Annotated in this window: 18 protein-coding genes; all 18 read right to left on the bottom strand. The window is 72.2% G+C overall.

Annotated features, from left to right (window positions below; all coding sequences use genetic code 11):
• Positions 1-56 precede the first annotated feature (56 nt).
• The 18 genes from pyk to EV187_RS09505 all read right to left on the bottom strand — a co-directional run bounded on the left by pyk (position 57) and on the right by EV187_RS09505 (position 21,566).
• Positions 57-1,472 (bottom strand): pyruvate kinase, encoded by a 1,416-nt coding sequence (gene pyk, locus EV187_RS09590; protein WP_130352816.1) that lies wholly within the window; start codon positions 1,470-1,472, stop codon positions 57-59.
• Positions 1,473-1,546: 74 nt separating this feature from the next.
• On the bottom strand, positions 1,547-3,004 hold the full coding sequence (locus EV187_RS09585; RefSeq protein WP_130352815.1) for a glutamate synthase subunit beta: 1,458 nt from the start codon (positions 3,002-3,004) through the stop codon (positions 1,547-1,549).
• 53 nt (positions 3,005-3,057) lie between these two features.
• Positions 3,058-7,650, bottom strand: coding sequence for a glutamate synthase large subunit (gene gltB / locus EV187_RS09580; RefSeq protein ID WP_130353271.1), 4,593 nt, complete (start codon positions 7,648-7,650; stop codon positions 3,058-3,060).
• A gap of 94 nt (positions 7,651-7,744) precedes the next feature.
• The gene (gene lgt, locus EV187_RS09575; protein WP_130352814.1) at positions 7,745-8,755 is read right to left on the bottom strand and encodes a prolipoprotein diacylglyceryl transferase; all 1,011 of its coding nucleotides are present in this window, start codon (positions 8,753-8,755) and stop codon (positions 7,745-7,747) included.
• A gap of 57 nt (positions 8,756-8,812) precedes the next feature.
• Positions 8,813-9,598 (bottom strand): tryptophan synthase subunit alpha, encoded by a 786-nt coding sequence (gene trpA, locus EV187_RS09570; RefSeq protein ID WP_130352813.1) that lies wholly within the window; start codon positions 9,596-9,598, stop codon positions 8,813-8,815.
• Positions 9,595-10,803, bottom strand: a complete 1,209-nt coding sequence (gene trpB / locus EV187_RS09565; RefSeq protein WP_130352812.1) for a tryptophan synthase subunit beta — start codon at positions 10,801-10,803, stop codon at positions 9,595-9,597. The genes trpA and trpB overlap by 4 nt, the downstream gene beginning before the upstream one ends.
• Position 10,804: 1 nt before the next feature.
• Positions 10,805-11,575, bottom strand: coding sequence for an indole-3-glycerol phosphate synthase TrpC (trpC, locus tag EV187_RS09560; protein ID WP_130352811.1), 771 nt, complete (start codon positions 11,573-11,575; stop codon positions 10,805-10,807).
• Between the two features lie 3 nt (positions 11,576-11,578).
• Positions 11,579-11,809 carry a DUF6704 family protein gene (locus tag EV187_RS09555; protein ID WP_130352810.1) on the bottom strand — a complete coding sequence of 77 codons (231 nt, stop codon included), beginning with the start codon at positions 11,807-11,809 and terminating at the stop codon, positions 11,579-11,581.
• 35 nt (positions 11,810-11,844) lie between these two features.
• The gene (locus EV187_RS09550) at positions 11,845-12,600 is read right to left on the bottom strand and encodes a Trp biosynthesis-associated membrane protein (protein ID WP_130352809.1); all 756 of its coding nucleotides are present in this window, start codon (positions 12,598-12,600) and stop codon (positions 11,845-11,847) included.
• Between the two features lie 11 nt (positions 12,601-12,611).
• The gene (locus EV187_RS09545; protein WP_130352808.1) at positions 12,612-14,135 is read right to left on the bottom strand and encodes an anthranilate synthase component I; all 1,524 of its coding nucleotides are present in this window, start codon (positions 14,133-14,135) and stop codon (positions 12,612-12,614) included.
• Positions 14,136-14,164: 29 nt separating this feature from the next.
• On the bottom strand, positions 14,165-14,572 hold the full coding sequence (hisI, locus tag EV187_RS09540) for a phosphoribosyl-AMP cyclohydrolase (protein ID WP_130352807.1): 408 nt from the start codon (positions 14,570-14,572) through the stop codon (positions 14,165-14,167).
• Positions 14,569-15,330, bottom strand: a complete 762-nt coding sequence (hisF, locus tag EV187_RS09535) for an imidazole glycerol phosphate synthase subunit HisF (protein WP_130352806.1) — start codon at positions 15,328-15,330, stop codon at positions 14,569-14,571. Before hisF ends, hisI begins: the two co-directional genes overlap by 4 nt.
• Positions 15,331-15,337: 7 nt before the next feature.
• The gene (gene hisG / locus EV187_RS09530; protein WP_130352805.1) at positions 15,338-16,177 is read right to left on the bottom strand and encodes an ATP phosphoribosyltransferase; all 840 of its coding nucleotides are present in this window, start codon (positions 16,175-16,177) and stop codon (positions 15,338-15,340) included.
• Between the two features lie 52 nt (positions 16,178-16,229).
• Complete coding sequence (locus EV187_RS09525) at positions 16,230-16,493, bottom strand: phosphoribosyl-ATP diphosphatase (protein WP_130352804.1); 264 nt, start codon at positions 16,491-16,493, stop codon at positions 16,230-16,232.
• A 9-nt stretch (positions 16,494-16,502) separates the two neighbouring features.
• Positions 16,503-17,174, bottom strand: coding sequence for a ribulose-phosphate 3-epimerase (gene rpe, locus EV187_RS09520; RefSeq protein ID WP_130352803.1), 672 nt, complete (start codon positions 17,172-17,174; stop codon positions 16,503-16,505).
• A gap of 9 nt (positions 17,175-17,183) precedes the next feature.
• A complete protein-coding gene (locus EV187_RS09515) occupies positions 17,184-18,668 on the bottom strand; it encodes an RsmB/NOP family class I SAM-dependent RNA methyltransferase (RefSeq protein WP_130352802.1) in 1,485 nt (494 codons plus the stop codon).
• The gene (gene fmt / locus EV187_RS09510; protein ID WP_130352801.1) at positions 18,665-19,591 is read right to left on the bottom strand and encodes a methionyl-tRNA formyltransferase; all 927 of its coding nucleotides are present in this window, start codon (positions 19,589-19,591) and stop codon (positions 18,665-18,667) included. Before fmt ends, EV187_RS09515 begins: the two co-directional genes overlap by 4 nt.
• 19 nt (positions 19,592-19,610) lie before the next feature.
• Positions 19,611-21,566: a primosomal protein N' family DNA-binding protein gene (locus EV187_RS09505; protein ID WP_130352800.1), complete on the bottom strand. Its 1,956-nt coding sequence runs from the start codon at positions 21,564-21,566 to the stop codon at positions 19,611-19,613.
• Position 21,567 lies beyond the last annotated feature (1 nt).

Genomic DNA, 21,567 nt, shown 5'->3' with positions numbered 1-21,567 from the left:
ACGGCCCGGCCGCTCCGAAGCGGAGCGACCGGACCGTCGGGCGTCGGGGCGTCGTGCTAGAGCACCTCGCCCACGACGTGCACGCGCACGTCGTTGGTGGTGCCGGGGATGCCGGGAGGGGACCCGGAGATGATGACGACCTTCTCGCCGTTGACGGCCTTGCCGGTCTTCGCGAGCACGTCGTCCACCTGGCCGACCATCTGGTCGGTGTGGGTCACGCGGTCGACGACGAACGACTCCACGCCCCAGTTGAGCGCCATGCGGCGACGGATGGCGGGATCGGGCGTGAACGCGAGGATCGGGATGACGGAGCGGATGCGGGTCATCCGTCGCACCGACTCGCCGGTCTCGGTGAAGACGCAGAGGTACTTCGCCTCGACGAAGTCGGCGACCTCGACCGCGGCGAGCGTGATCGCACCGGCTTGGGTGCGCGGCTTCGTGCCGAGCGGCAGGATGCGATCGAGCCCGTGCTCCTCGGTCGACTCGACGATGCGGGCCATCGTCGTGACCGTGATGACCGGGTACTCGCCGACGCTCGTCTCACCCGACAGCATCACCGCATCGGCACCGTCGAGGATCGCGTTGGCGACGTCGGACGTCTCGGCGCGGGTCGGCACCGGGCTGTGGATCATCGACTCGAGCATCTGGGTGGCGACGATGACCGGCTTCGCGAGCCGCCGTGCGATCTCGACCGCGCGCTTCTGCACGATCGGCACCGCCTCGAGCGGCAGCTCGACGCCGAGATCGCCACGCGCGACCATGATCGCGTCGAAGGCCTCGGTGATCTCCTCGAGCGCGTCGACGGCCTGGGGCTTCTCGATCTTCGCGATGACCGGCACGCGACGGCCGACCTCGGCCATGATCTCGTGCACGCGCTCGATGTCGGACGCGTTGCGCACGAACGACAGCGCGATGAGGTCGGCGCCCAGCTCGAGGCCCCAGCGCAGGTCGGCCTCGTCCTTGTCGGACAGTGCGGGCACGTTCACCGCCACGCCGGGCAGGTTGATGCCCTTGTTGTTCGACACCGGGCCCGCGACGACCACCCGGGTCGTGACCACGGTGCCGTCGGTCTCGACGACCTCGACGCGGACCTTGCCGTCGTCGATGAGCAGGAAGTCGCCGGGCTTCACGTCGTCGGGCAGGCCCTTGAACGTGGTGCCGACGATCTCCTTCGTGCCGAGGATCTCCTCGGTGGTGATCTTGAAGATGTCACCCTCGGCGAGCTCGTGGGGGCCGTTCTCGAACTTGCCGAGCCGGATCTTGGGACCCTGCAGGTCGACGAGCACCGCGACGGCGCGGCCGGAGTCGTTCGCCGCCTTCCGCACGTTCTGGTAGACGCCCTCGTGCACGTCGTAGCTGCCGTGGCTGAGGTTCATGCGCGCGACGTCGATGCCCGCATCGACGATCGCCCGGATCTGCTCATAGCTCGATGTCGCCGGCCCGAGGGTGGCGACGATCTTCGCTCGTCTCATCTGGTGTGTGCTCCCGTGTTCCGCGCCGAAGCGCTGGGTGGTGGTCATGCATCGCGCCGTCGGCGCGCGCGGGTCTAGATCGCGAAGGCGCGGGCGTGCGCCGGGATCGGGCTCGGCAATTCGGTGTCGCCTTCAAGGTACCGGTCGACCGCGGCGGCCGCAGCGCGTCCCTCTGCGATCGCCCAGACGATCAGCGACTGGCCGCGTCCGGCGTCGCCGGCGACGAACACGCCGGGCTGGGCGGTGGCGTAGTCGGCGCCGCGGGCGATGTTCCCCCGGTCGGTGACGGGCAGGTGCAGCTGCTCGTCGAGCTCGCGGGTCTCGGGGCCGGTGAAGCCCAGTGCCAGCAGCACGAGGTCGGCCGGGATCTCGCGCTCGGTGCCGGCCTTCGGCACGCGCCGTCCGTCGAGGTACTCGGTCTCGGCCACGCGGATGGCGCGCACCTCGCCCGCGTCGTTGGCGAGGAACTCGACCGTCGACGCGAGGTAGTGGCGGTTGCCGCCCTCCTCATGGGCGCTCTGCACCTCGAAGACGGTCGGATGCATCGGCCACGGCTGCTCGGCCGGGCGCGTGGTGCCCGGCTCCTTGCCGATGGCGAGGTTGGTGACCGAGAGCGCGCCCTGGCGGTGGGCCGTGCCGATGCAGTCGGCGCCGGTGTCGCCGCCGCCGAGGACGACGACGTGCTTGCCCTCCGCGGTGATCTGGTCGAACACCTGGTCGCCGGCGAGGTGCCGGTTCGACTGCGTGAGGTACTCCATCGCGAAGTGCACGCCCGGCAGGTCGCGGCCGGGGATCGGCAGGTCGCGCGGCACCATCGCGCCCGTCGCGACGACCACCGCGTCGTAGCGCTCGCGAAGCTGCTCCCACGTGATGTCCACGCCGATGTCGACGCCCGCGCGGAAGCGCGTGCCCTCGGCCGTCATCTGGGCGAGGCGCAGGTCGAGGTGCTTCTTCTCCATCTTGAAGTCCGGGATGCCGTAGCGGAGCAGGCCGCCGATGCGGTCGTCGCGCTCGAACACCGCGACCGTGTGGCCGGCGCGCGTCAGCTGCTGCGCGGCCGCGAGGCCGGCGGGCCCCGACCCGACGACGGCGACGGTCTTGCCGGTGAGGCGGCCCGGCGGCTGCGGCTGCACCCAGCCGTTGCCGAAGGCCTGGTCGATGATCGACACCTCGACCTGCTTGATGGTCACGGCGGGCTGGTTGATGCCCAGCACGCAGGCGGACTCGCAGGGTGCCGGGCACAGCCGCCCGGTGAACTCGGGGAAGTTGTTCGTGGCGTGCAGGCGCTCGATGGCCGCGCGGCCCTCGCCGCGCCACATGAGGTCGTTCCACTCGGGGATGAGGTTGCCGAGCGGGCAGCCCTGGTGGCAGAACGGGATGCCGCAGTCCATGCACCGGCCCGCCTGACGGCGCAGCTGGGCGGGGTCGCCCTGCTCGTAGACCTCTTTCCAGTCCATGATGCGCACCGGCACGGGCCGACGCTTCGGCAGTTCGCGCTCGGTGACCTTCAGAAAGCCCTTCGGGTCAGCCACCCGTCACCTCCATGCATTCGACGAGCACCGCTCGGTCGGGGTTCGACATCCGCTCAGCCACCGGTGACCTCCAGGATCCTGGTCCACACCACGTCGCCGTCGGGGTCGAGGCCCTCGTCGACGGCGCTCTGGCGCGTGCGGAGCACCGCAGCGTAGTCGCGCGGCAGCACCTTGGTGAACCGATCGAGCGCGGGATCGCCCTCCGCGAGGAGGCGCGCCGCGACATCCGAGTCGGTGGTCTCGAGGTGCTGCTCGAGCAGGTCGCGCACGATCTCGCGGTCGGCGCTGCCGAGCGGATGCAGCTCGAGCTCGCCCGAGCCCAGGGACTCGCGGTTGACGCGGCCCTCGCTCAGGCCGAGCACGTAGGCGGTGCCGCCCGACATGCCGGCGCCGAGGTTGCGGCCGGTCTCGCCGAGGATCAGCGCCAGCCCGCCGGTCATGTACTCGAGCGCGTGGTCGCCCACGCCCTCGACGACCGCCGTGGCGCCGGAGTTGCGCACGAGGAAGCGCTCCCCGACGATGCCGCGGATGAACATGCTGCCGCGCGTGGCGCCGTAGCCGATGACGTTGCCCGCGATCACGTTCCGCTCGGCGACGAAGCCGCTGTCCTTCGAGGGACGCAGCACGAGCTGGCCACCCGAGAGCCCCTTGCCGACGTAGTCGTTGGAGTCGCCCTCGAGGCGCAGCGTGATGCCGCTCGGCAGGAAGGCGCCGAACGACTGGCCGGCCGAGCCCCTGAGGGTCACGTCGATCGAGCCGGGCGGCAGGCCGTGCTCGCCGCGCCGCACGGTGACCTCGTGGCCGAGCATCGTGCCGACGGCACGCTCGGTGTTCTTGATCGGCAGCTCGATCTCGACCGAGCCGCCGTCCTCGAGCACGATCGCGCTGCGGCGGATCAGCTCGTTGTCGAAGTGCCGGTCGAGCTCGTGGTCCTGCTCGCGGAGGTTGCGCCGCGGCTCGGATTCGGAGAAGTCGGGTCCGACGAGCACGGGGGTCAGGTCGAGGCCCGCGGCCTTCCAGTGCGCGACGGCGCGATCGATGTCCAGCAGGTCGCGGCGCCCGATGACCTCGTCGAGCGACCGGTAGCCGAGCTCGGCAAGGTACTCGCGCACCTCCTGGGCGATGAACTCGAAGAAGTTCACGACGAACTCGGGCTTGCCCGTGAATCGCTTGCGGAGCTCGGGGTTCTGGGTGGCGACGCCGACCGGGCACGTGTCGAGGTGGCAGACGCGCATCATGACGCAACCCTGCACGACGAGCGGCGCCGTCGCGAAGCCGAACTCCTCGGCGCCGAGCAGCGCGCCGATCACGACGTCGCGACCGGTCTTCAGCTGCCCGTCCACCTGCACGACGACGCGGTCGCGCATGCCGTTGAGCATGAGCGTCTGCTGGGTCTCGGCCAGGCCGAGCTCCCACGGGGTGCCCGCGTGCTTCAGCGAGTTCAACGGGCTCGCGCCCGTCCCGCCGTCGTGCCCCGAGACGAGGATGACGTCGGCGAGTGCCTTGGCGGTGCCCGCGGCGACCGCGCCGATGCCGGACTGGCTCACGAGCTTCACGTGCACCCGCGCCCTGGGGTTCGCCCGCTTCAGGTCGAAGATGAGCTGTTTCAGGTCCTCGATCGAGTAGATGTCGTGGTGCGGCGGCGGTGAGATGAGGCCGACGCCGGCTGTGGCGTGCCGGGTGCGTGCGACCCACGGGTACACCTTCGTGGGCGGAAGCTGGCCGCCCTCGCCGGGCTTGGCGCCCTGCGCGAGCTTGATCTGGATGTCATCGGCGTGCGTGAGGTACATGCTCGTGACGCCGAACCGGCCCGAGGCGACCTGCTTGATCGCGCTGCGCCGTTCGGGGTCGAGCAGGCGGTCGAGGTCCTCGCCGCCCTCTCCCGTGTTGGACTTCGCACCGAGCCGGTTCATCGCGATGGCGAGCGACTCGTGCGCCTCCTTCGAGATCGAGCCGTAGCTCATCGCCCCGGTCGAGAAGCGCTTCACGATCGACTCCACCGACTCGACCTCGTCGATGGGCAGCGGCGGCCGCGTCCCCGTGCGGAGCGCGAACATGCCGCGCAGCGTCATGAGCTCCTGCGCCTGCGAGTCGACGAGCGAGGTGTACTCGCGGAAGACGTCGTAGCGCCGATTCCGGGTCGAGTGCTGCAGGCGGAACACCGTCTCGGGGTTGAAGAGGTGCGGCGAGCCGTCTCGGCGCCACTGGTACTCGCCGCCGGTGGTGAGGCGCTCGTGCGCGCGCACGGCGGCGTCCGCGGGATAGGCCAAACGGTGCCGGTGCAGGTTCTCGGTCGCGACGACGTCGATGCCGACGCCGCCGAGCTTCGAGGTCGTGCCCGTGAAGTACTCGTCGATGAACTCCTGCGAGAGGCCGACGGCCTCGAAGGCCTGCGCCCCCGCGTACGACGAGATCGTGGAGATGCCCATCTTGGACATGATCTTGAGCACGCCCTTGCCGAGCGCCTTGATCACGTTGCGCACGGCCTCCTCGGGCGTGACCCCGGTGATGACACCCGAGCGCACGAGGTCCTCGCAGCTCTCCATGGCGAGGTAGGGGTTCACGGCCGAGGCGCCGAACCCGACGAGGAGCGCGACGTGGTGCACCTCGCGCACGTCGCCCGCCTCCACGACGAGGCCGACCTTCATGCGGGTCTCCGACCGGATGAGGTGGTGGTGCACCGCCGAGAGCATGAGGAGCGACGGGATCGGCGCGAGGTCCTTGTTCGAGTCGCGGTCGCTGAGCACGATGAAGGACGCGCCCTCGTCGATGGCCTCGTCGACCTCGTCGCACATCTCGTCGAGGCGTGCACGCATCGCCTCGGGCCCGTCGTCGACGCGGTAGAGGCCCTTCAGGGTCTTCGTCGTGCGCGCGCCCACGCGGGGGTCGATGTGCACGATCTTCGCGAGCTCGTCGTTGTCGATCACGGGGAAGTCGAGCGACACCTGACGGGCGTGGTCGGGTCCGGCGGTGAGCAGGTTCCGCTCGGGTCCGAGCGACGACCCGAGCGACGTGACGACGGCCTCGCGGATCGAGTCGAGCGGCGGGTTGGTCACCTGGGCGAACTGCTGCGTGAAGTAGTCGAAGAGCAGGCGCGGGCGCTCCGACAGCACCGCGATCGGGGTGTCGGATCCCATGGCGCCGAGCGGCTCCTGGCCGGTCTTCGCCATCGGCGTGAGGAGGATCTTCACCTCCTCCTCGGTGTACCCGAAGGTGCGCTGGCGCCGGTTCACCGACGCGGGCGGGTGCACGATGTGCTCGCGCTCGGGCAGCTCGGAGAGGCGGATGCGCCCGGCGTCGAGCCAGTCGCCCCACGGCTCGGATGCCGCGAGCTCGGCCTTGATCTCGTCGTCCTCGATGAGGCGGCCCGCCTCGGTGTCCACGAGGAACATGCGGCCCGGCTGCAGCCGCCCCTTGCGCACGATCTTCGACTGGTCGATGTCGAGCACGCCGATCTCGCTCGCCAGGACGACGAGCCCGTCGTCGGTGACGAGGTAGCGGCCGGGGCGCAGGCCGTTGCGGTCGAGGGTCGCGCCGACGAGCGAGCCGTCGGTGAAGACGATCGCGGCCGGGCCGTCCCACGGCTCCATGAGCATCGAGTGGTACTCGTAGAAGGACCGGCGGACCGGGTCGATCTCGGTCTGGTTCTCCCATGCCTCGGGCACCATCATCATGACGGCGTGCGGCAGGCTGCGGCCCGACAGCGTGAGGAGTTCCACGACCTCGTCGAACGAGGCGGAGTCGCTCGCGCCGGGGGTGACGATCGGGAGGATCGGCGCGAGGTCGCCGAGCACCTCGGACTCGAGCTGCGACTGGCGGGCCCGCATCCAGTTCCGGTTGCCCTGGATCGTGTTGATCTCGCCGTTGTGCGCGATCATGCGGAACGGCTGCGCCAGCGGCCAGGACGGGAACGTGTTGGTGGAGTAGCGGGAGTGCACGAGCGCGAGCTTCGAGGCGAAGCGCTCGTCGGACAGGTCGGGGTAGAACGGCTCGAGCTGCAGGGTCGTGACCATGCCCTTGTACACGAGCGTGCGGCACGACAGCGACGCGAAGTAGAGCTCGAGCTCGCGCTCGGCGCGCTTGCGCAGGCGGAACGCCAGCCGGTCGAGGGCGAGGCCGTCGAGCCGGCCGCCGTCCGACGTGGTCGCGGCCGACTGCACGAACAGCTGCTGCACGACGGGCATGGCGGCCCGGGCGAGCGTGCCGAGCTCGTCGGGGCGCACGGGCACCTCGCGCCATCCGATCACGTCGAGCCCCTCGGATGCCGCGAGCTGGGCGAACCGGCGCTTGACGCTCGAGCGGGTGGTGGGGTCGACGGGAAGGAACGCGTTGCCCACGGCGTACGCTCCGGCGGCGGGCAGGGCGAACGGGGCCACGGCGCGCAGGAATGCGTCGGGCACCTGCGTGATGATGCCCGCGCCGTCGCCCGTGCCGGCGTCGGAGCCGACCGCACCGCGGTGCTCGAGGTGGCGCAGCGCGTCGAGCGCCGCGGTGATGATGTCGTGTCCGGCGGTGCCCCGGAGGGTCGCGACCATCGCGAGGCCGCAGGCGTCCTTCTCGGCGGCGGGGTCGTACATGCCCTGCGCGTCAGGAAGGAGACCGAACCTCGAGAAGGGTGGAGTGAGCGACACGTGGACCGTCCTCATCAACTAGTTAGGCAGCGGGGGACGTCGTCGGCCCATCGAAGGGATGTCGCGACGCATGGTGCGGCGTCGCGTCGGAGAACGTGGAGTATGGGCGCTACGCGGAGGTAGAACGGCTCGAGCTTGTGGCTGCCGTCTCGCCCGTGCTGTTCTCACCCTCGACGCCATCGTCGAGAGAGTCGGAGTCGGACTCGGTTTCGTCAGAGTCTACCTCAGCGTCGGGTCCCTTCCATTCACGGCCGGGCACGTACGGGGTCGGCTCGTCGCCCGTGTGTCGGCGGCGCTGCAGGAGGAAGAGCACGATGCCGAGGATCACGGCCGCCCATGACGTCCACACGTTCACGCGGACGCCGAGGAACATCTCGCTCGGATCGACGCGGATCGCCTCGAAGAACGACCGGCCGAGGCCGTACCAGATGAGGTAGACGGCGAACGCCTTGCCCCATCGCAGGTTGATCCTCCGCTCGAGGAGGATGATGAGCGCGGCACCGGCGAGGTTCCAGATGATCTCGTAGAGGAAGGTCGGGTGGAACAGCGTGCCGTCGGCCAGGCCGGCGGGGAACGCCGGGTTGGACGACTCGATCTCGAGGCCCCACGGCAGGTCGGTGGGAAGGCCGAAGAGCTCGTGGTTGAACCAGTTGCCGAGGCGTCCGGCCGCCTGCGCGACCAGGAGGCCGGGCGCGAGCGCGTCGGCGAACGACCAGAATCGGATGCCGGTCATGCGGCAGCCGATCCACGCGCCGACCGCGCCGCCGATGAGGGCGCCGTAGATGGCGTTGCCGCCCTCCCAGATGTTCCAGATCGCACCGGGTTGGAACGGATTCCAGACGTTGGCGCCCTCGAAGAAGTAGTCGTCGGGATGCGTCAGCACGTGGTAGATGCGGGCGCCGATGATGCCCAGCGGCACCGCCCACAGGGCGATGTCGAGCACGACTCCCGGCTCCGCACCGCGCCTGGTCAGCCGTCGGGACGTCATGACGACGGCGAGGACGATCCCGACCAGGATGCACAGCGCGTACATGTGGATGTTGAGCTGCCACCCGAACAGGTTGATCTCCCAGATCTGCCATTCGTAGTCCGGGCTCGGGATGCTGAGCGGTGCGATCACTCGGGCTGCTGCCTTTCCTCGTGCGACTGACGGCCGTCAGGCCTCAGTCAGCGTACTTCACTCCGGCCGCGTGCCGCGCGCGAGCTCCGCCGCCAGCTCGCCGGCGGCGGCGACCCCGCCGTCGGCGAGGGCCTTCACGAGCGCCGAGCCGACGATCGCGCCGTCGGCGTACTCGAGCACCTCGGCGACCTGCGCGGCGGTCGAGATGCCGAGCCCGACGCAGCTGGCGGGTGCTCCGGCGTCGGCGAGTCGCGCGACGAGCGTGCGCGCCGCCACGTCGACGTCGCTGCGGGCCCCCGTGATGCCCATCGTCGAGACGGCGTAGACGAACCCGCGGCTCGCGTCGACGGCCTGGCGGATGCGCGCGTCGGTCGAGGTCGGCGCCGCGAGGAACACGCGATCGAGGCCGGTGCGCTCTGAGGCGGCCATCCAGTCCGCCGCCTCGTCGGGGATGAGGTCGGGCGTGATGAGCCCCGCTCCCCCGGCCGCGGCGAGGTCGTCGGCGAACCGATCGACGCCGTACTGCACGACGGGGTTCCAGTAGGTCATGATCAGCACCGGGGCATCCGTGCGGTCGGTGATGCGACGCACCGCCTCGAAGCCGTCGGCGAGGCGGAACCCGTTCGCGAGCGCCTGCTGGGTCGCCGCCTGGATCACGGGCCCGTCCATGACGGGGTCGGAGTAGGGCAGGCCGAGCTCGAGCACGTCGACGCCGTTCTCGACGAGCGAGACCGCCGCCTCGACGCTCGCGTCGAGGGTCGGGAACCCGACCGGCAGGTAGCCGATGAGCGCGCCCCCGGCCTCCTCGTTGCGGCGCCGGATGACGGGGCCCACCGTTCTCACTTGGGGTTCTCCTCGTCGTAGAGCTCGAAGTACTTCGCCGCGGTGTCCATGTCCTTGTCGCCGCGCCCCGAGAGGCTGACGAGGATCGTGGCGTCGGATCCGAGCTCGCGGCCGAGCTCGATCGTGCCCGCCAGCGCGTGCGCCGACTCGATCGCGGGGATGATGCCCTCGGTGCGCGTGAGCAGGCGCAGCGCCTCCATGGCGGCGGCATCCGTGACGGGGCGGTACTCGGCGCGGCCGATCGCGGCGAGCCACGAGTGCTCGGGACCGACGCCCGGATAGTCGAGTCCGGCCGAGATCGAGTGCGATTCGATCGTCTGGCCGTCCTCGTCCTGCAGCAGGTAGCTGCGAGCGCCGTGCAGGACACCCGGCCGGCCCTTCGTGATGGTCGCGGCGTGGCGCTCGGTGTCGACGCCCTCCCCGCCGGCCTCGAACCCGTAGAGGCCCACCTCGGTGTCGTCGAGGAAGGCGTGGAAGATGCCGATGGCGTTGGAGCCGCCGCCGACGCACGCCGTGACCGCCGTCGGCAGCCCCCCGGTGAGGTCGATGACCTGCTGGCGCGCCTCCTCGCCGATGACCTTCTGGAAGTCGCGCACCATCTCGGGGAACGGGTGCGGACCGGCGACGGTGCCGAAGATGTAATTCGTGGTGGCCACGTTCGTGACCCAGTCGCGCATGGCCTCGTTGATCGCGTCCTTGAGGGTGCGCGAGCCGGCGGTGACCGCGACGACCTCGGCGCCCAGCAGCCGCATGCGGGCGACGTTGAGCGCCTGCCGCTCGGTGTCGACCTCGCCCATGTAGATCGTGCAGTCGAGGCCGAAGAGCGCGGCCGCGGTCGCCGTGGCGACGCCGTGCTGCCCGGCGCCCGTCTCGGCGATGACCCGCGACTTGCCGATGCGCCTCGTGAGCAGGGCCTGCCCGAGCACGTTGTTGATCTTGTGCGAGCCCGTGTGGTTGAGGTCTTCACGCTTCAGGATGATGCGGGCGTCGCCCGCGTGCCTGGCGAACCGCGGCACCTCGGTGATGATCGAGGGGCGGCCGGTGTAGCTGCGGCCCAGCTCGGCGAGTTCGGCGCCGAAGTCGGGATCGAGCTTGGCGAGGTCGTAGGCCTCGCCGAGCTCGTCGAGGGCGGCGACCAGGGATTCGGGCACGAAGCGCCCCCCGAAGTCGCCGAAGTACGGACCGGTCTGCGCTCTGAGCGCCATGTCACACCGCCAGGAAGGCTCGAAGATTGGCAATCGGGTCGCCCGTGACGAGCGCCTCGCCCACGAGCACCACGTCGGCGCCCGCCGCGCGGTAGTGGGCGACGTCGGCGGCGGACAGCACCGCCGACTCCGCGACGCGGATGGCGCGGTCGGGGAAGCGCTCGGCCAGGCGGCCGAAGAGGTCGCGATCGAGCTCGAAGTTCGACAGGTCACGGGCATTGACGCCGATGAGGCGCGCGCCGAGCGCGGACGCGCGGTCGAGCTCCGCTGCGGAGTGCGTCTCGACGAGGGGCGTCATGCCGAGGGACACGATGAGGTCGAAGAGCTCGCGCAGCGTGTCGTCGTCGAGTGCCGCGACGATCAGCAGGACGAGGTCGGCGCCCGCGGCGCGCGCCTCGAGCACCTGGTAGGGCGTCGCGATGAAGTCCTTGCGGAGCACCGGCAGGGCGACCGCGGCCCGCACCTCCTCCAGGTCGGCGAGGGATCCGCCGAAGCGGCGCCCCTCGGTGAGCACGCTGATGGCGCTCGCGCCGCCGAGCTCGTAGCTGCGGGCGAGCGCGGCCGGGTCGGCGATCTGCGCGAGCGCGCCGCGTGACGGGCTCGACCGCTTGATCTCGGCGATGACCTTGACGTGGTCGGCGGGCTTCAGCGCCTCGAGGGCGTCGAGCGGCGCCGGGCGCGCGAGGGCGGCGCGCTCCACCTCGGCGAGGGAGCGCGTCTCACGGCGTGCGAGCGAATCGGCGACCGCGTTCGCGGTCAGTTCGGACAGCACGCGTCAGTGCACCTTCTCAGCGACCTTCGCACCGCCGACGCCGTAGCCCGCACGGGCCAGGACCCAGCCGACGACGGCGCCGACGAGGAGGAGCGCCGCCGAGGCCCAGACCAGCCAGACCACGTCGAGGAAGAACGCGACCGTGCCGATGGTGACCGCGATGAGCATGATCGTGACGGAGGTCCATGCCGCGGGCGAGTGTCCGTGGCCGGGATCTGCGTGCTCAGTGCTCATGATGCTCCTTCGTTGCTGGGGTTTCGGGGGCCAGTCTAGCGGCTGGGACCACCCGGGCCCTCGCCGCCGACCGGGTCGTCATGGGCCGGGGCGGTGGCGTCGGGCGTGGTCGCGCCGGTGTCACGCGTTGAGTCCCGGGGCGACTCGACCGCCGCCTCGTCGGCGGGCGCGGCGCCGTCGTCGGCCGTCGGGTCGTCGCCACGGCTCAGCTCGTCCCAGTCGTCGATGGCGCGATCGGATGCCGCGCGCCCGCCCGCATCGTGACCGGCGACCTCATCGATGTCGGCGAGCCGCGCGGCGCGATACCGGCGGGACGAGGTGGGCCAGCGGGTGCCGGTGACGAGGACCGCGATCCCGGCGAGCACGAGCAGGACTCCCCCGATGAGGGCGACCACGGGCCACGCCGTCGCGACGGCGGCGGCCACGAGCTCGGCGGTCGGGCCCGAGCCGGACACGCCGGTCGCATCCGTCACCGCGGGCGCGACGGCGGCGACCGGGTCGCCGATCGAGACGCCGGTCGCCAGGAGCACGCACCCTCCGAGCACGACCTCGAGCACGCCGAGCACGATCCGGATGCCGGGACCCGCGATCGCGAGCGCCGCGACGAGGGCGAGTCCGGCGAGTCCGAGCGCGGCGAGTGCGGGCGACGCCACGCTGCCGGGGACGGCGATCGGCTCGCCGGCGCCCTGCGCCGAGGCATCCGCGAGCTCGAGCTCGAACCAGGTCTGGCTCCAGGAGAGCAGGGCGAGCGCCGAGCCGACGATCGTCGCGACGATGACCGGCAGCTTCATGCGCGCGGCCCTCACTCGACCCTCCGCATGGCGTTGGCGACGGCCACGGCGCGCAGGGGTGCCGCGGCCTTGTTCTGCGACTCCTGGAACTCCGACTCGGGCACCGAGTCGGCGACGAGCCCGCCGCCCGCCTGCACTCGGGCGACGCCGCCCGAGATGGTCGCCGTGCGGATCGCGATCGCGAGGTCGGCGTCGCCCCCGAAGCCGAAGTAGCCCACGACGCCGCCGTAGAGGCCGCGCTGGGCCGGTTCGAGCTCGTCGATGATCTCGAGTGCCCGCGGCTTCGGCGCACCCGACAGCGTGCCGGCGGGGAACGTCGCGCGGAACACGTCGACGGCGTTCGCGTGGGGCGCGAGGTCGCCCTCGACGGAGGAGACGAGGTGCATGATGTGGCTGAACCGCTCCACGCGCATGAACTCGGTGACCTCGACCGAGCCCGCCGTGCACACCTTGGCCAGGTCGTTGCGGGCGAGGTCGACGAGCATGAGGTGCTCGGCCTGCTCCTTGGGGTCGGCGACGAGCTCGGCCTCGAGGTCGGCGTCCTGCTCGGGCGTGGCGCCGCGCGGCTTCGAGCCGGCGATCGGATGCGTGAACACGCGGCCGTCCTGCACCTTCACGAGGGCCTCGGGCGAGGAGCCGACGATCCAGTACGGCTCGCCGGCGGGGTCGTCGAGGTGCAGCACGTACATGTAGGGGCTCGGGTTGAGGCTGCGCAGCACGCGGTACACGTCGATGGGGTCGGCCGTCGCCTCCTGCTCGAAGCGCTGCGAGATCACGACCTGGAAGATGTCGCCCTCGCGGATGTACTCCTTCGAGCGTTCGACCGCCGCGAGGAAGTCGGCCTTCTCGGTGCGATGTGCCGGCGAGGCGGCCGTCGTCAGGTCGATCTCGGCGAGCCACGCCTCGGACGGGCGCGCGAGCCGCCGCTGCATCCGGTCGAGGCGCTCCTGGGCGTCGACCCACAGGGACTCGGGCGCGTCGTCGCCGTCGTGCAGCGCCGAGGCGACGAGCTGCACCGTGCCGGTGCGGTGGTCGATGACCACGAGCTCCGAGACGAACGAGAACGCCTGTCCGGGCATCCGGTAGTCGGCGGGCGGGCGGTCGGGCAGGTGCTCGATCTGGCGGATGGCCTCCCACCCGATGAACCCGACGAGTCCACCCGTGAGGGGCGGCGCGCCGGGGACGTCCTCCGTGCGCCACCGCTCGAAGAGCGCCTCGAGGGCGGCGAGCGGCGCGAGCGCGGCAGCGGCGCCCAGCGCGCGCTCGGCCGACAGCCCGTAGTCCTGCCATTCGACCCGGCCGTCGCGCTCGGTGAGCACGCCGTACGAGGAGGCACCCACGAACGAGTATCGGGACCAGATGCCGCCCTGCTCGGCGGACTCGAGCAGGAACGTGCCGGGGCGACCCTCGGCGAGCTTGCGGTAGATGCCGACGGGGGTCTCGCCGTCGGCGAAGAGCTCGCGCGTGACCGGCACGACGCGGCGGCCGGGCAGCAGCGCGGTGAAATCCTCGAAGCTCGTGGTGGCGGACGGCACTCGGGTCTCCTCGTCGTCGGTCGGCGTCGTCAGTGGGCGGGCGCGGCGCCCCGGGCGACCTGGATCGGATCGCCGTCGAAGCACGTGCGGGTGCCCGTGTGGCAGGCCGCACCGACCTGCTCGACGGTCACGAGCAGCGTGTCGGCGTCGCAGTCGAGCGCGGCGGCCCGCACGTACTGCACGTGGCCGGAGGTGTCGCCCTTGCGCCAGTACTCCTGCCTCGACCGCGACCAGAAGGTGACGCGCCCCTCGGTGAGGGTGCGTCGCATCGCCTCTCGGTCCATCCAGCCGAGCATGAGCACCTCGCCCGTGCCCGACTGCTGGATGATCGCGGGCAGCAGCCCGTCGGCGTTGAACGCGGCCCGGTCCAGCGGCGACCCGCCCTCCGTCCAGGCCTCCTCGTCGAACTCCAGCTCCTCGTCGCCCGGTTCGCTCATCGCACGGTCCTCCCATCGGCGGCGAGGGCCGCCTTGACCTCGGCGATCGTGACCTCGCCGTTGTGGAACACGGATGCCGCGAGCACGGCATCGGCGCCCGCGGCGATGGCCGGGGCGAAGTCGCCGACGCCGCCCGCCCCGCCCGAGGCGATCACGGGCACGCTGGACAGCTCGCGCATGCGCGCGGTCAGCTCGAGGTCGAAGCCCTGCTTGGTGCCGTCGGCGTCGATCGAGTTGACGAGCAGCTCTCCCGCGCCGAGCTCGATCGCCGTGCGCGCCCATTCGAGGGCGTCGAGGTCGGTCTCGGTGCGGCCGCCGTGCGTCGTCACGACGAACCCGGACGGCGTGCGGTCGGATCGCTTCACGTCGAGCGACAGCACGAGCACCTGCGCGCCGAATCGGTCGGCGATCTCGGCGACGAGCTGAGGCCTCGCGATCGCGGCGCTGTTGACGCCGATCTTGTCGGCGCCATGGCCCAGCAGGCGTGCGACGTCGTCGGTGGAGCGCACGCCGCCGCCCACCGTGAGGGGGATGAAGACCTGCTCGGCGACCCGCTGCACCATGTCGTACGTCGTCGAACGGTCGTCGACGGTCGCCGTGACGTCGAGGAAGGTGAGCTCGTCGGCGCCTTGGTCGGAGTAGCGCGCGGCCAGCGCCACGGGGTCGCCCGCGTCGCGCAGGTTCTGGAAGTTCACGCCCTTCACGACGCGGCCGGCGGCCACGTCGAGGCACGGGATCACGCGGACGGCGAGGGACATGCGCGCCTCACAACCGTGCCGCGTGGATCGCGCTCACGAGGATCGCGCGCGCGCCGAGGGAGTACAGCTCGTCCATCACATGGTTCATGTCGACGCGCGGGATCATCACCCGCACGGCCACCCATTCGGGGTCGTGCAGCGGCGAGACCGTGGGCGACTCGAACCCCGGAGCGGCCTCGGTGGCGCGCTCGAGGTGCGCGACGGGCACGTCGTAGTCGAGCAGCACGTACTGTCGGGCCACGAGCACGCCCTGCAGACGGCGCAGGAGCGTGTCGGCACCGGGACGCTCGACGCCCGAGCCGATCAGCACGGCCTCGGACTCGAGGATCACGGGGCCGAAGATCTCGAGGCCCGCCTTGCGGAGCGTGGAGCCCGTGGAGACCACGTCGGCGACGGCATCCGCCACGCCGAGCCGCACGGCCGACTCGACGGCGCCGTCGAGCTTCACGAGCTTCGCCGTGACGCCGTGGCCCGCGAGGAAGTCGCCGACGAGGCCCGGGTAGCTCGTCGCCACGCGCACGCCGTCGAGGTCGGCGAGCCCGGTGAACCGCCCGTCGGGCCCGGCGAACCGGAACGTGGAGTCGCCGAAGCCGAGCGGCGCGATCTCCGCGGCATCCGAGCCGGAGTCGAGCAGCAGGTCGCGGCCGGTGATGCCGACGTCGAGTGCGCCCGACCCCACGTAGGTCGCGATGTCCCGCGGACGGAGGTAGAAGAACTCCACCCCGTTGCGGGGGTCGGCGGTGTGCAGGTCGCGCGGGTCGCGACGGCCGCTGTAGCCCGCCTCCCACAGCATCTGCGCGGCGGTCTCGGCGAGCGATCCCTTGTTGGGCACGGCGATTCGGAGCATTCCCTGGCTTTCGTGTCGACGGAGCTGATCGGTCATGTCACTCATGGCGTGATCAGAGATGTCGGTACACGTCGGCCGGCGCGAGCCCCTTCGCGAGCATGAGCACCTGCAGGTGGTAGAGCAGCTGCGAGATCTCCTCCGCGGTCTCGTCGTCGCCCTGGTACTCGGCGGCCATCCAGACCTCCGCCGCTTCCTCGACGATCTTCTTGCCGATGGCGTGCACGCCGGCGTCGAGCTCGCGCACGGTGCCGGAACCCTCGGGGCGGGTGCGGGCTTTGTCGCTGAGCTCGACGAAGAGGTCGTCGAAGGTCTTCACGTCTTCAGGCTACCGGTGCGCGTGCGTGTGCGCTGACGCGGCGTCGCGCAGCGACGCGATGCGGTCGGCGGGCACGTCTCCGCCGAACACCGCCGACCCGGCCACGAACGTGTCCGCACCGGCCTCGGCCGCGATCCCGATGGTGTCCGCCGTGATGCCGCCGTCGACCTGCAGCCACACGTCGAGTCCGGCGTTGCGCACCGCGTCGGCGACCCGCCGCAGCTTCGGCATCGTCTCGGGGATGAACGACTGACCGCCGAAGCCGGGCTCGACCGTCATCACGAGCACCTGGTCGAACTCGGCCAGCAGGTCGAGGTAGGGCGTGGCATCCGTGCCGGGCTTGAGCGCGATGCCGGCGCGGGCGCCGATCTCGCGGAGCCGTCGCGCCAGCGACACGGGTTCGCCGGCCGCCTCGGCGTGGAACGTGACCGAGAACGCGCCAGCCTCGGCGTAGGCCGGCGCCCAGCGATCGGGGTCGTCGATCATGAGGTGCACGTCGAGCGGGATGGGCGAGACCTCCTGCAGGCGCTCGACCATCTGCAGCCCGAACGTGAGGTTGGGCACGAAGTGGTTGTCCATGACGTCGACGTGCACGAGGTCGGCCGAGGCGATGCGATCGAGCTCGTGCTCGAGGTTCGCCCAGTCGGCAGCGAGGATGCTCGGGTTGATCCGCGTCGTCATTCCGCCAGCCTACCGAGCGGCGTCGGGGGCGTCCGTGGCATCCGCCTCGATGCGACGCACGAGCGCGATGAACATCGCGTCGGTGCCGTGCCGGTGCGGCCACAGCTGCACGGTCTCGGCGTCGCCGGCCAGGTCGAGCGGATGCCGCGACAGGCCCTGCACCACCGCATGCGTGTCGAGCTGGTCGACGAGGCCCTCCCAGCGCTCGAGTGCGGCGGCGAGGCTGCCGTGGGTCTCGGCGGTGTGCGGCGAGCACGTGACGTAGGCGAGGATGCCGCCCGGCGCCAGCGCGCGCACGGCGGCGTCGAACAGCTCCCCCTGCAGCCGTGTGAGGTCGGCGACGTCCGAGGGCGACTTGCGCCAGCGCGCCTCGGGTCGCCGGCGAAGCGCACCGAGCCCGGTGCAGGGCGCGTCGAGGAGGATGCGGTCGAAGCCGTCCGGCGCGCCGAGCGCGTCGAGGTGGAGCTCGCGGCCGTCGCCGACGTGCACGTCGACGCTCGTCGGCACCCCGGCGAGGGCCTTGCGCACGAGCTCGGCGCGCGCGGGGACCATCTCGTTGGCGGTCAGCACGGCGCCCGAGGTGCGCGCCTCGGCCGCGAGCACCGCGGTCTTGCCGCCCGGGCCCGCGCACAGGTCGAGCCATCGCTCCCCCGCGCGGACGGGCGCCGCCCGCGTCAGCGCGAGCGCGGCGAGCTGCGATCCCTCGTCCTGCACGCGGATGCGTCCGGACGAGGCCTCCGCAGCGCCGATGGGGTCGTCGGCGACCGCGCCGATCGGCGAGTAGCGATCGGATTCGAGGCCGGGGATGCCGGAGACCTCGACGCCGAGCCCCGGCAGCACGGCGAGGTTCACGCGCGGCGAGGCGTTGTCGGCCTCGAGGAGCCGGGTCAGCTCGTCACCGCGCCCCTCGTGCGCCAGCGCGGTCCGCAGTGCGCGGACGATCCATCGAGGATGGCTCTCGAGTCGGGCGAGCCGATCGTCCTCGCCCTTCGCCCCCTCGGCCACGAGTTCGCGCCACGCCTCGGCCGAGGATCGGGAGATCGTCCGCAGCACCGCGTTGGCGAAGCCGGCGGCCTTCGGGGCGACCCGACGGGCCAGCGCCACCTGCTCGTACACGGCGGCGTGGGTGGGCACCCGGGTCGCGAGGAGCTGGTGGGTGCCGAGCCGGAGCACGTCGAGCACCGCCCGGTCGATCGCGCTCGTCGGACGACCCGCGGCGATGGCGACCACCTCGTCGTAGTAGCCCTGCATGCGCAGCGTGCCGTACGTCAGCTCGGTCGCGAAGGCGGCATCCGCCCGGTCGAGACCCGCACGGCGGATGCGCGACGGCAGCAGCAGGTTCGCGTACGCCTCGTCGTCCCGCACGGCCTCGAGCACCTCGAAGGCGACGAGACGGGCCGGCGAGATGCGCTCCTCGCTCGCAGGGCGCGACCCGCCGCTGCGACCGCGTCCGTCGCGGCGCCCGGCGCCGCGGTCCGTCGACGACCCGCTCATCTCGCCACCGCGCCGTCGCGCCCGGCGCCCCGCCACCAGTCGGCCGCGGACATCGCCGTGCGCCCCGCCGGCTGCACGCGCACCAGCTCGAGCGGTTCCGTTCCGGTGCCCACGAGCAGGCGCCTGCCGTCGAGCCGCAGGGTCCCCGGGGCGAGCGGGTGGGACCCGGGCGCCACGGCGACCCCGAGCACCTTGAGCCGCTGGTCGTCGAGGGTCGTCCATGCGCCCGGCTCGGGCGTCACGCCGCGGAAGCGATCGCGGACCGCGTCGGCGGGTGCCGTCCAGTCGAGGCGCGCATCGTCGATGCCGAGCTTCGGCGCGAACGTCGGCGCCCCCTCCTGCGGCGTCGCGGTCGCCGTGCCCGCGGCGATCGCGTCGACCACCTCGGCCAGCAGGTCGGCGCCGTCGACGGCGAGCTCGTCGAGCAGCACGCCCGCCGTGGCATCCGGCGCCACCTCGACCGAGCGCGTGCCGTACACGTCGCCGGCATCGAGCTCGGGAACGAGCCGGAACACGGATGCCCCGGTGCGGGCGTCGCCCGCGATGAGCGCGTGCTGCACCGGCGCGGCGCCCCGCCACGCGGGGAGCAGCGAGAAGTGCAGGTTGATCCAGCCGTGGCGGGGCGTCGAGAGCAGCGGCTCGCGCACCAGCCCGCCGTAGGCGACGATCACGCCGAGATCGGGTGCGAGGTCGGCGACCAGGCCCGTCGCGTCATCGCCGAGTCGAGCCGCCTCGATCACCGGGATGCCGTGTTCGACCGCCGACGTCGCCACCGGCGACGGCGTGAGCACGCGCCTGCGTCCGAGCGGCGCCGCAGGACGAGTGATCGCGGCGACGACCTCGTGCGGGCCCGACGCCAGGCGTTCGAGGGAGGGTACGGCGGCGGACGGGGTCCCGGCGAACACGAGGCGGAGCTTCTGCACACTCCATTGTCACCGAGATCTACGGAACCTCGGGGTCGTCGAACCGCACCCGGAGCACCGGGGGCCGCCGCGGCCCGCGCCCGGCCACGGGTCGACGGCGCTCCGTCGCCACGCGGATCATCTCCGCACGCAGTTCGCGGGCGACGCGAGCGCCCGCGGCGTAGTCGAAGCGGACGATGGCACGCTCGAGTCCGTCGTCGACGGCCGCCGGTCCCAGCACGTCGACCCCGTCGACCACCCGCACCGCGTCCGTCGCACGGGCCACCGCCGCCGGCGGCGACGTGATGCTCGCCACCCGCACGGCGGGCGGGAACCGCAGCGCCCGGCGCGTCGCGAGCTCGCCGCGCGCCCACTCCCCCTGCTTCCAGGTCGCGAGGGCGGTGGCGAGGGCGCCGCCCACGCCGACCAGGAACACCGCGGCCCCGGGCGCGCCGAGGGCGGTCGCGTTCGACCACCAGCGCAGGCAGTCCTCGGCGACGCGCAGCGATTCACGCAGGAGCATCCGCTCGCCGTCGAGGAGCAGCACCGCGCGGTACCCCCCGTCGGCGATGGGTTCGGCGCCGCGCGTCGCGACGACGAGCGCGGGCTGGGGACCGACCGCCAGCACGGGACGCTCGCCGTCGGACAGGATGATCCGGGCCTTGGGGAACGCACGGCCGAGCTCCTCCGCGGTGCGGCTCGCGCCGACCGTCACCGCGCGGAGCTTCGTGCCGTCGCACACCGGGCAGCGCCACGCGGCGGCACTCGTGCCGCACAGCACGCAACGGGGTTCGCCGCCGTCGCGGGGAATCGCCAGGGCGCCGCCGCACGCGACGCATCGCGCGGGCTCCCGGCACCGGTCGCAGGCGAGGGCGGGCGCGTTGCCCGGTCGTGCGACCTGCACGAGCACCGGTCCCTCGCGCACCGCCTCCTGGGCCTGGCGCCATGCGGCGGAGGGGATGCGAGCGGATCCGGGCTCGAGGGCTGCCTGCTGCTCGGTGGGGATGACCTTCGGCTTGGCGTGGCCCGCGGGGACGACGTCGTGCACCCAGCCGATCTCGACGAGCCGGGCCACCTCGACGCTGCGCGTGTGCGCGGCGAGCAGCAGCGCCGCCCCGCTCTGCTCCTGCCGCACGAGGGCGGCGTCGCGCGGGTGGACGCCGGGCGCGAGCGGCTCGTTGAGCAGTGGATCGCCATCGTCCCAGATCGCGATGAGGCCGAGGCGTGGCGCGGGCGCGTAGATCGCCGACCGGTTGCCCACGATGATGCGCGCGTCGTCGCGGGTCGCATCGAGGAAGGCGCGGTACCGGTCGCCTCCCGACTGCCTCGCATCGGTGCGCAGCACGCGGCGAGGGTCCACGGATGCCGCGAGGACCGCCTCGAGCTGCTCCTGGTCGCGGTAGTCGGGCACCACGAGCAGCGCCGAGCGATCGGCGGCGAGGGCGTGGGCGGCGGCCTGCGCGAGCGTCACAGCCCAGGCGCCGACCCATTCCCCCGACGGCAGCCGCAGCGGACGCGGATCGGCGGCGATGGCCATCCGCTCGCCGTGCGCGATGCCGGCCTCGACCCGCCCGGACGCGGAGCCGTGGATCGGGGGCGGCGACTCGGGCAGCGTGCCGGGATCGCCCGGCGCGGCGAGCCACGACCGCTCCGCCCGCACGTACCGGCTCGGGATCGCGAGTCGCAGCACGTCGCTCGCGTTGCCCGCGGCCCGATCGGCGACGGCGCGAGCGAGGGCCCACACCTCGGGCACCAGCAGCGGCACCTCGGAGACGACCTCCTCGAGCTCGCTGAGGGCGCCGCCGTACTCGCTCGACTCGGCGAGCTCCACGAGCCAGCCGTCGGCGATGCGGCCGCCCGTTCGGAGCGGCATCCGCACGCGGACACCGGGCCGGGCGGTCGCGCGCAGGCGCTCGGGCACCGCGTAGTCGAAGAGCTGGTCGAGCTGGGGAAGCGGTGAATCGACGAGCACCCTGGCGACGGCGCCGCCCGCCACG

Origin of the sequence: Agromyces ramosus (assembly GCF_004216665.1) — a bacterium.
Classification (GTDB): Bacteria; Actinomycetota; Actinomycetes; order Actinomycetales; family Microbacteriaceae; genus Agromyces; species Agromyces ramosus.
The sequence above is the reverse complement of the archived record's forward strand: the minus strand, read 5'-3'. Positions and strand labels throughout refer to the sequence as shown.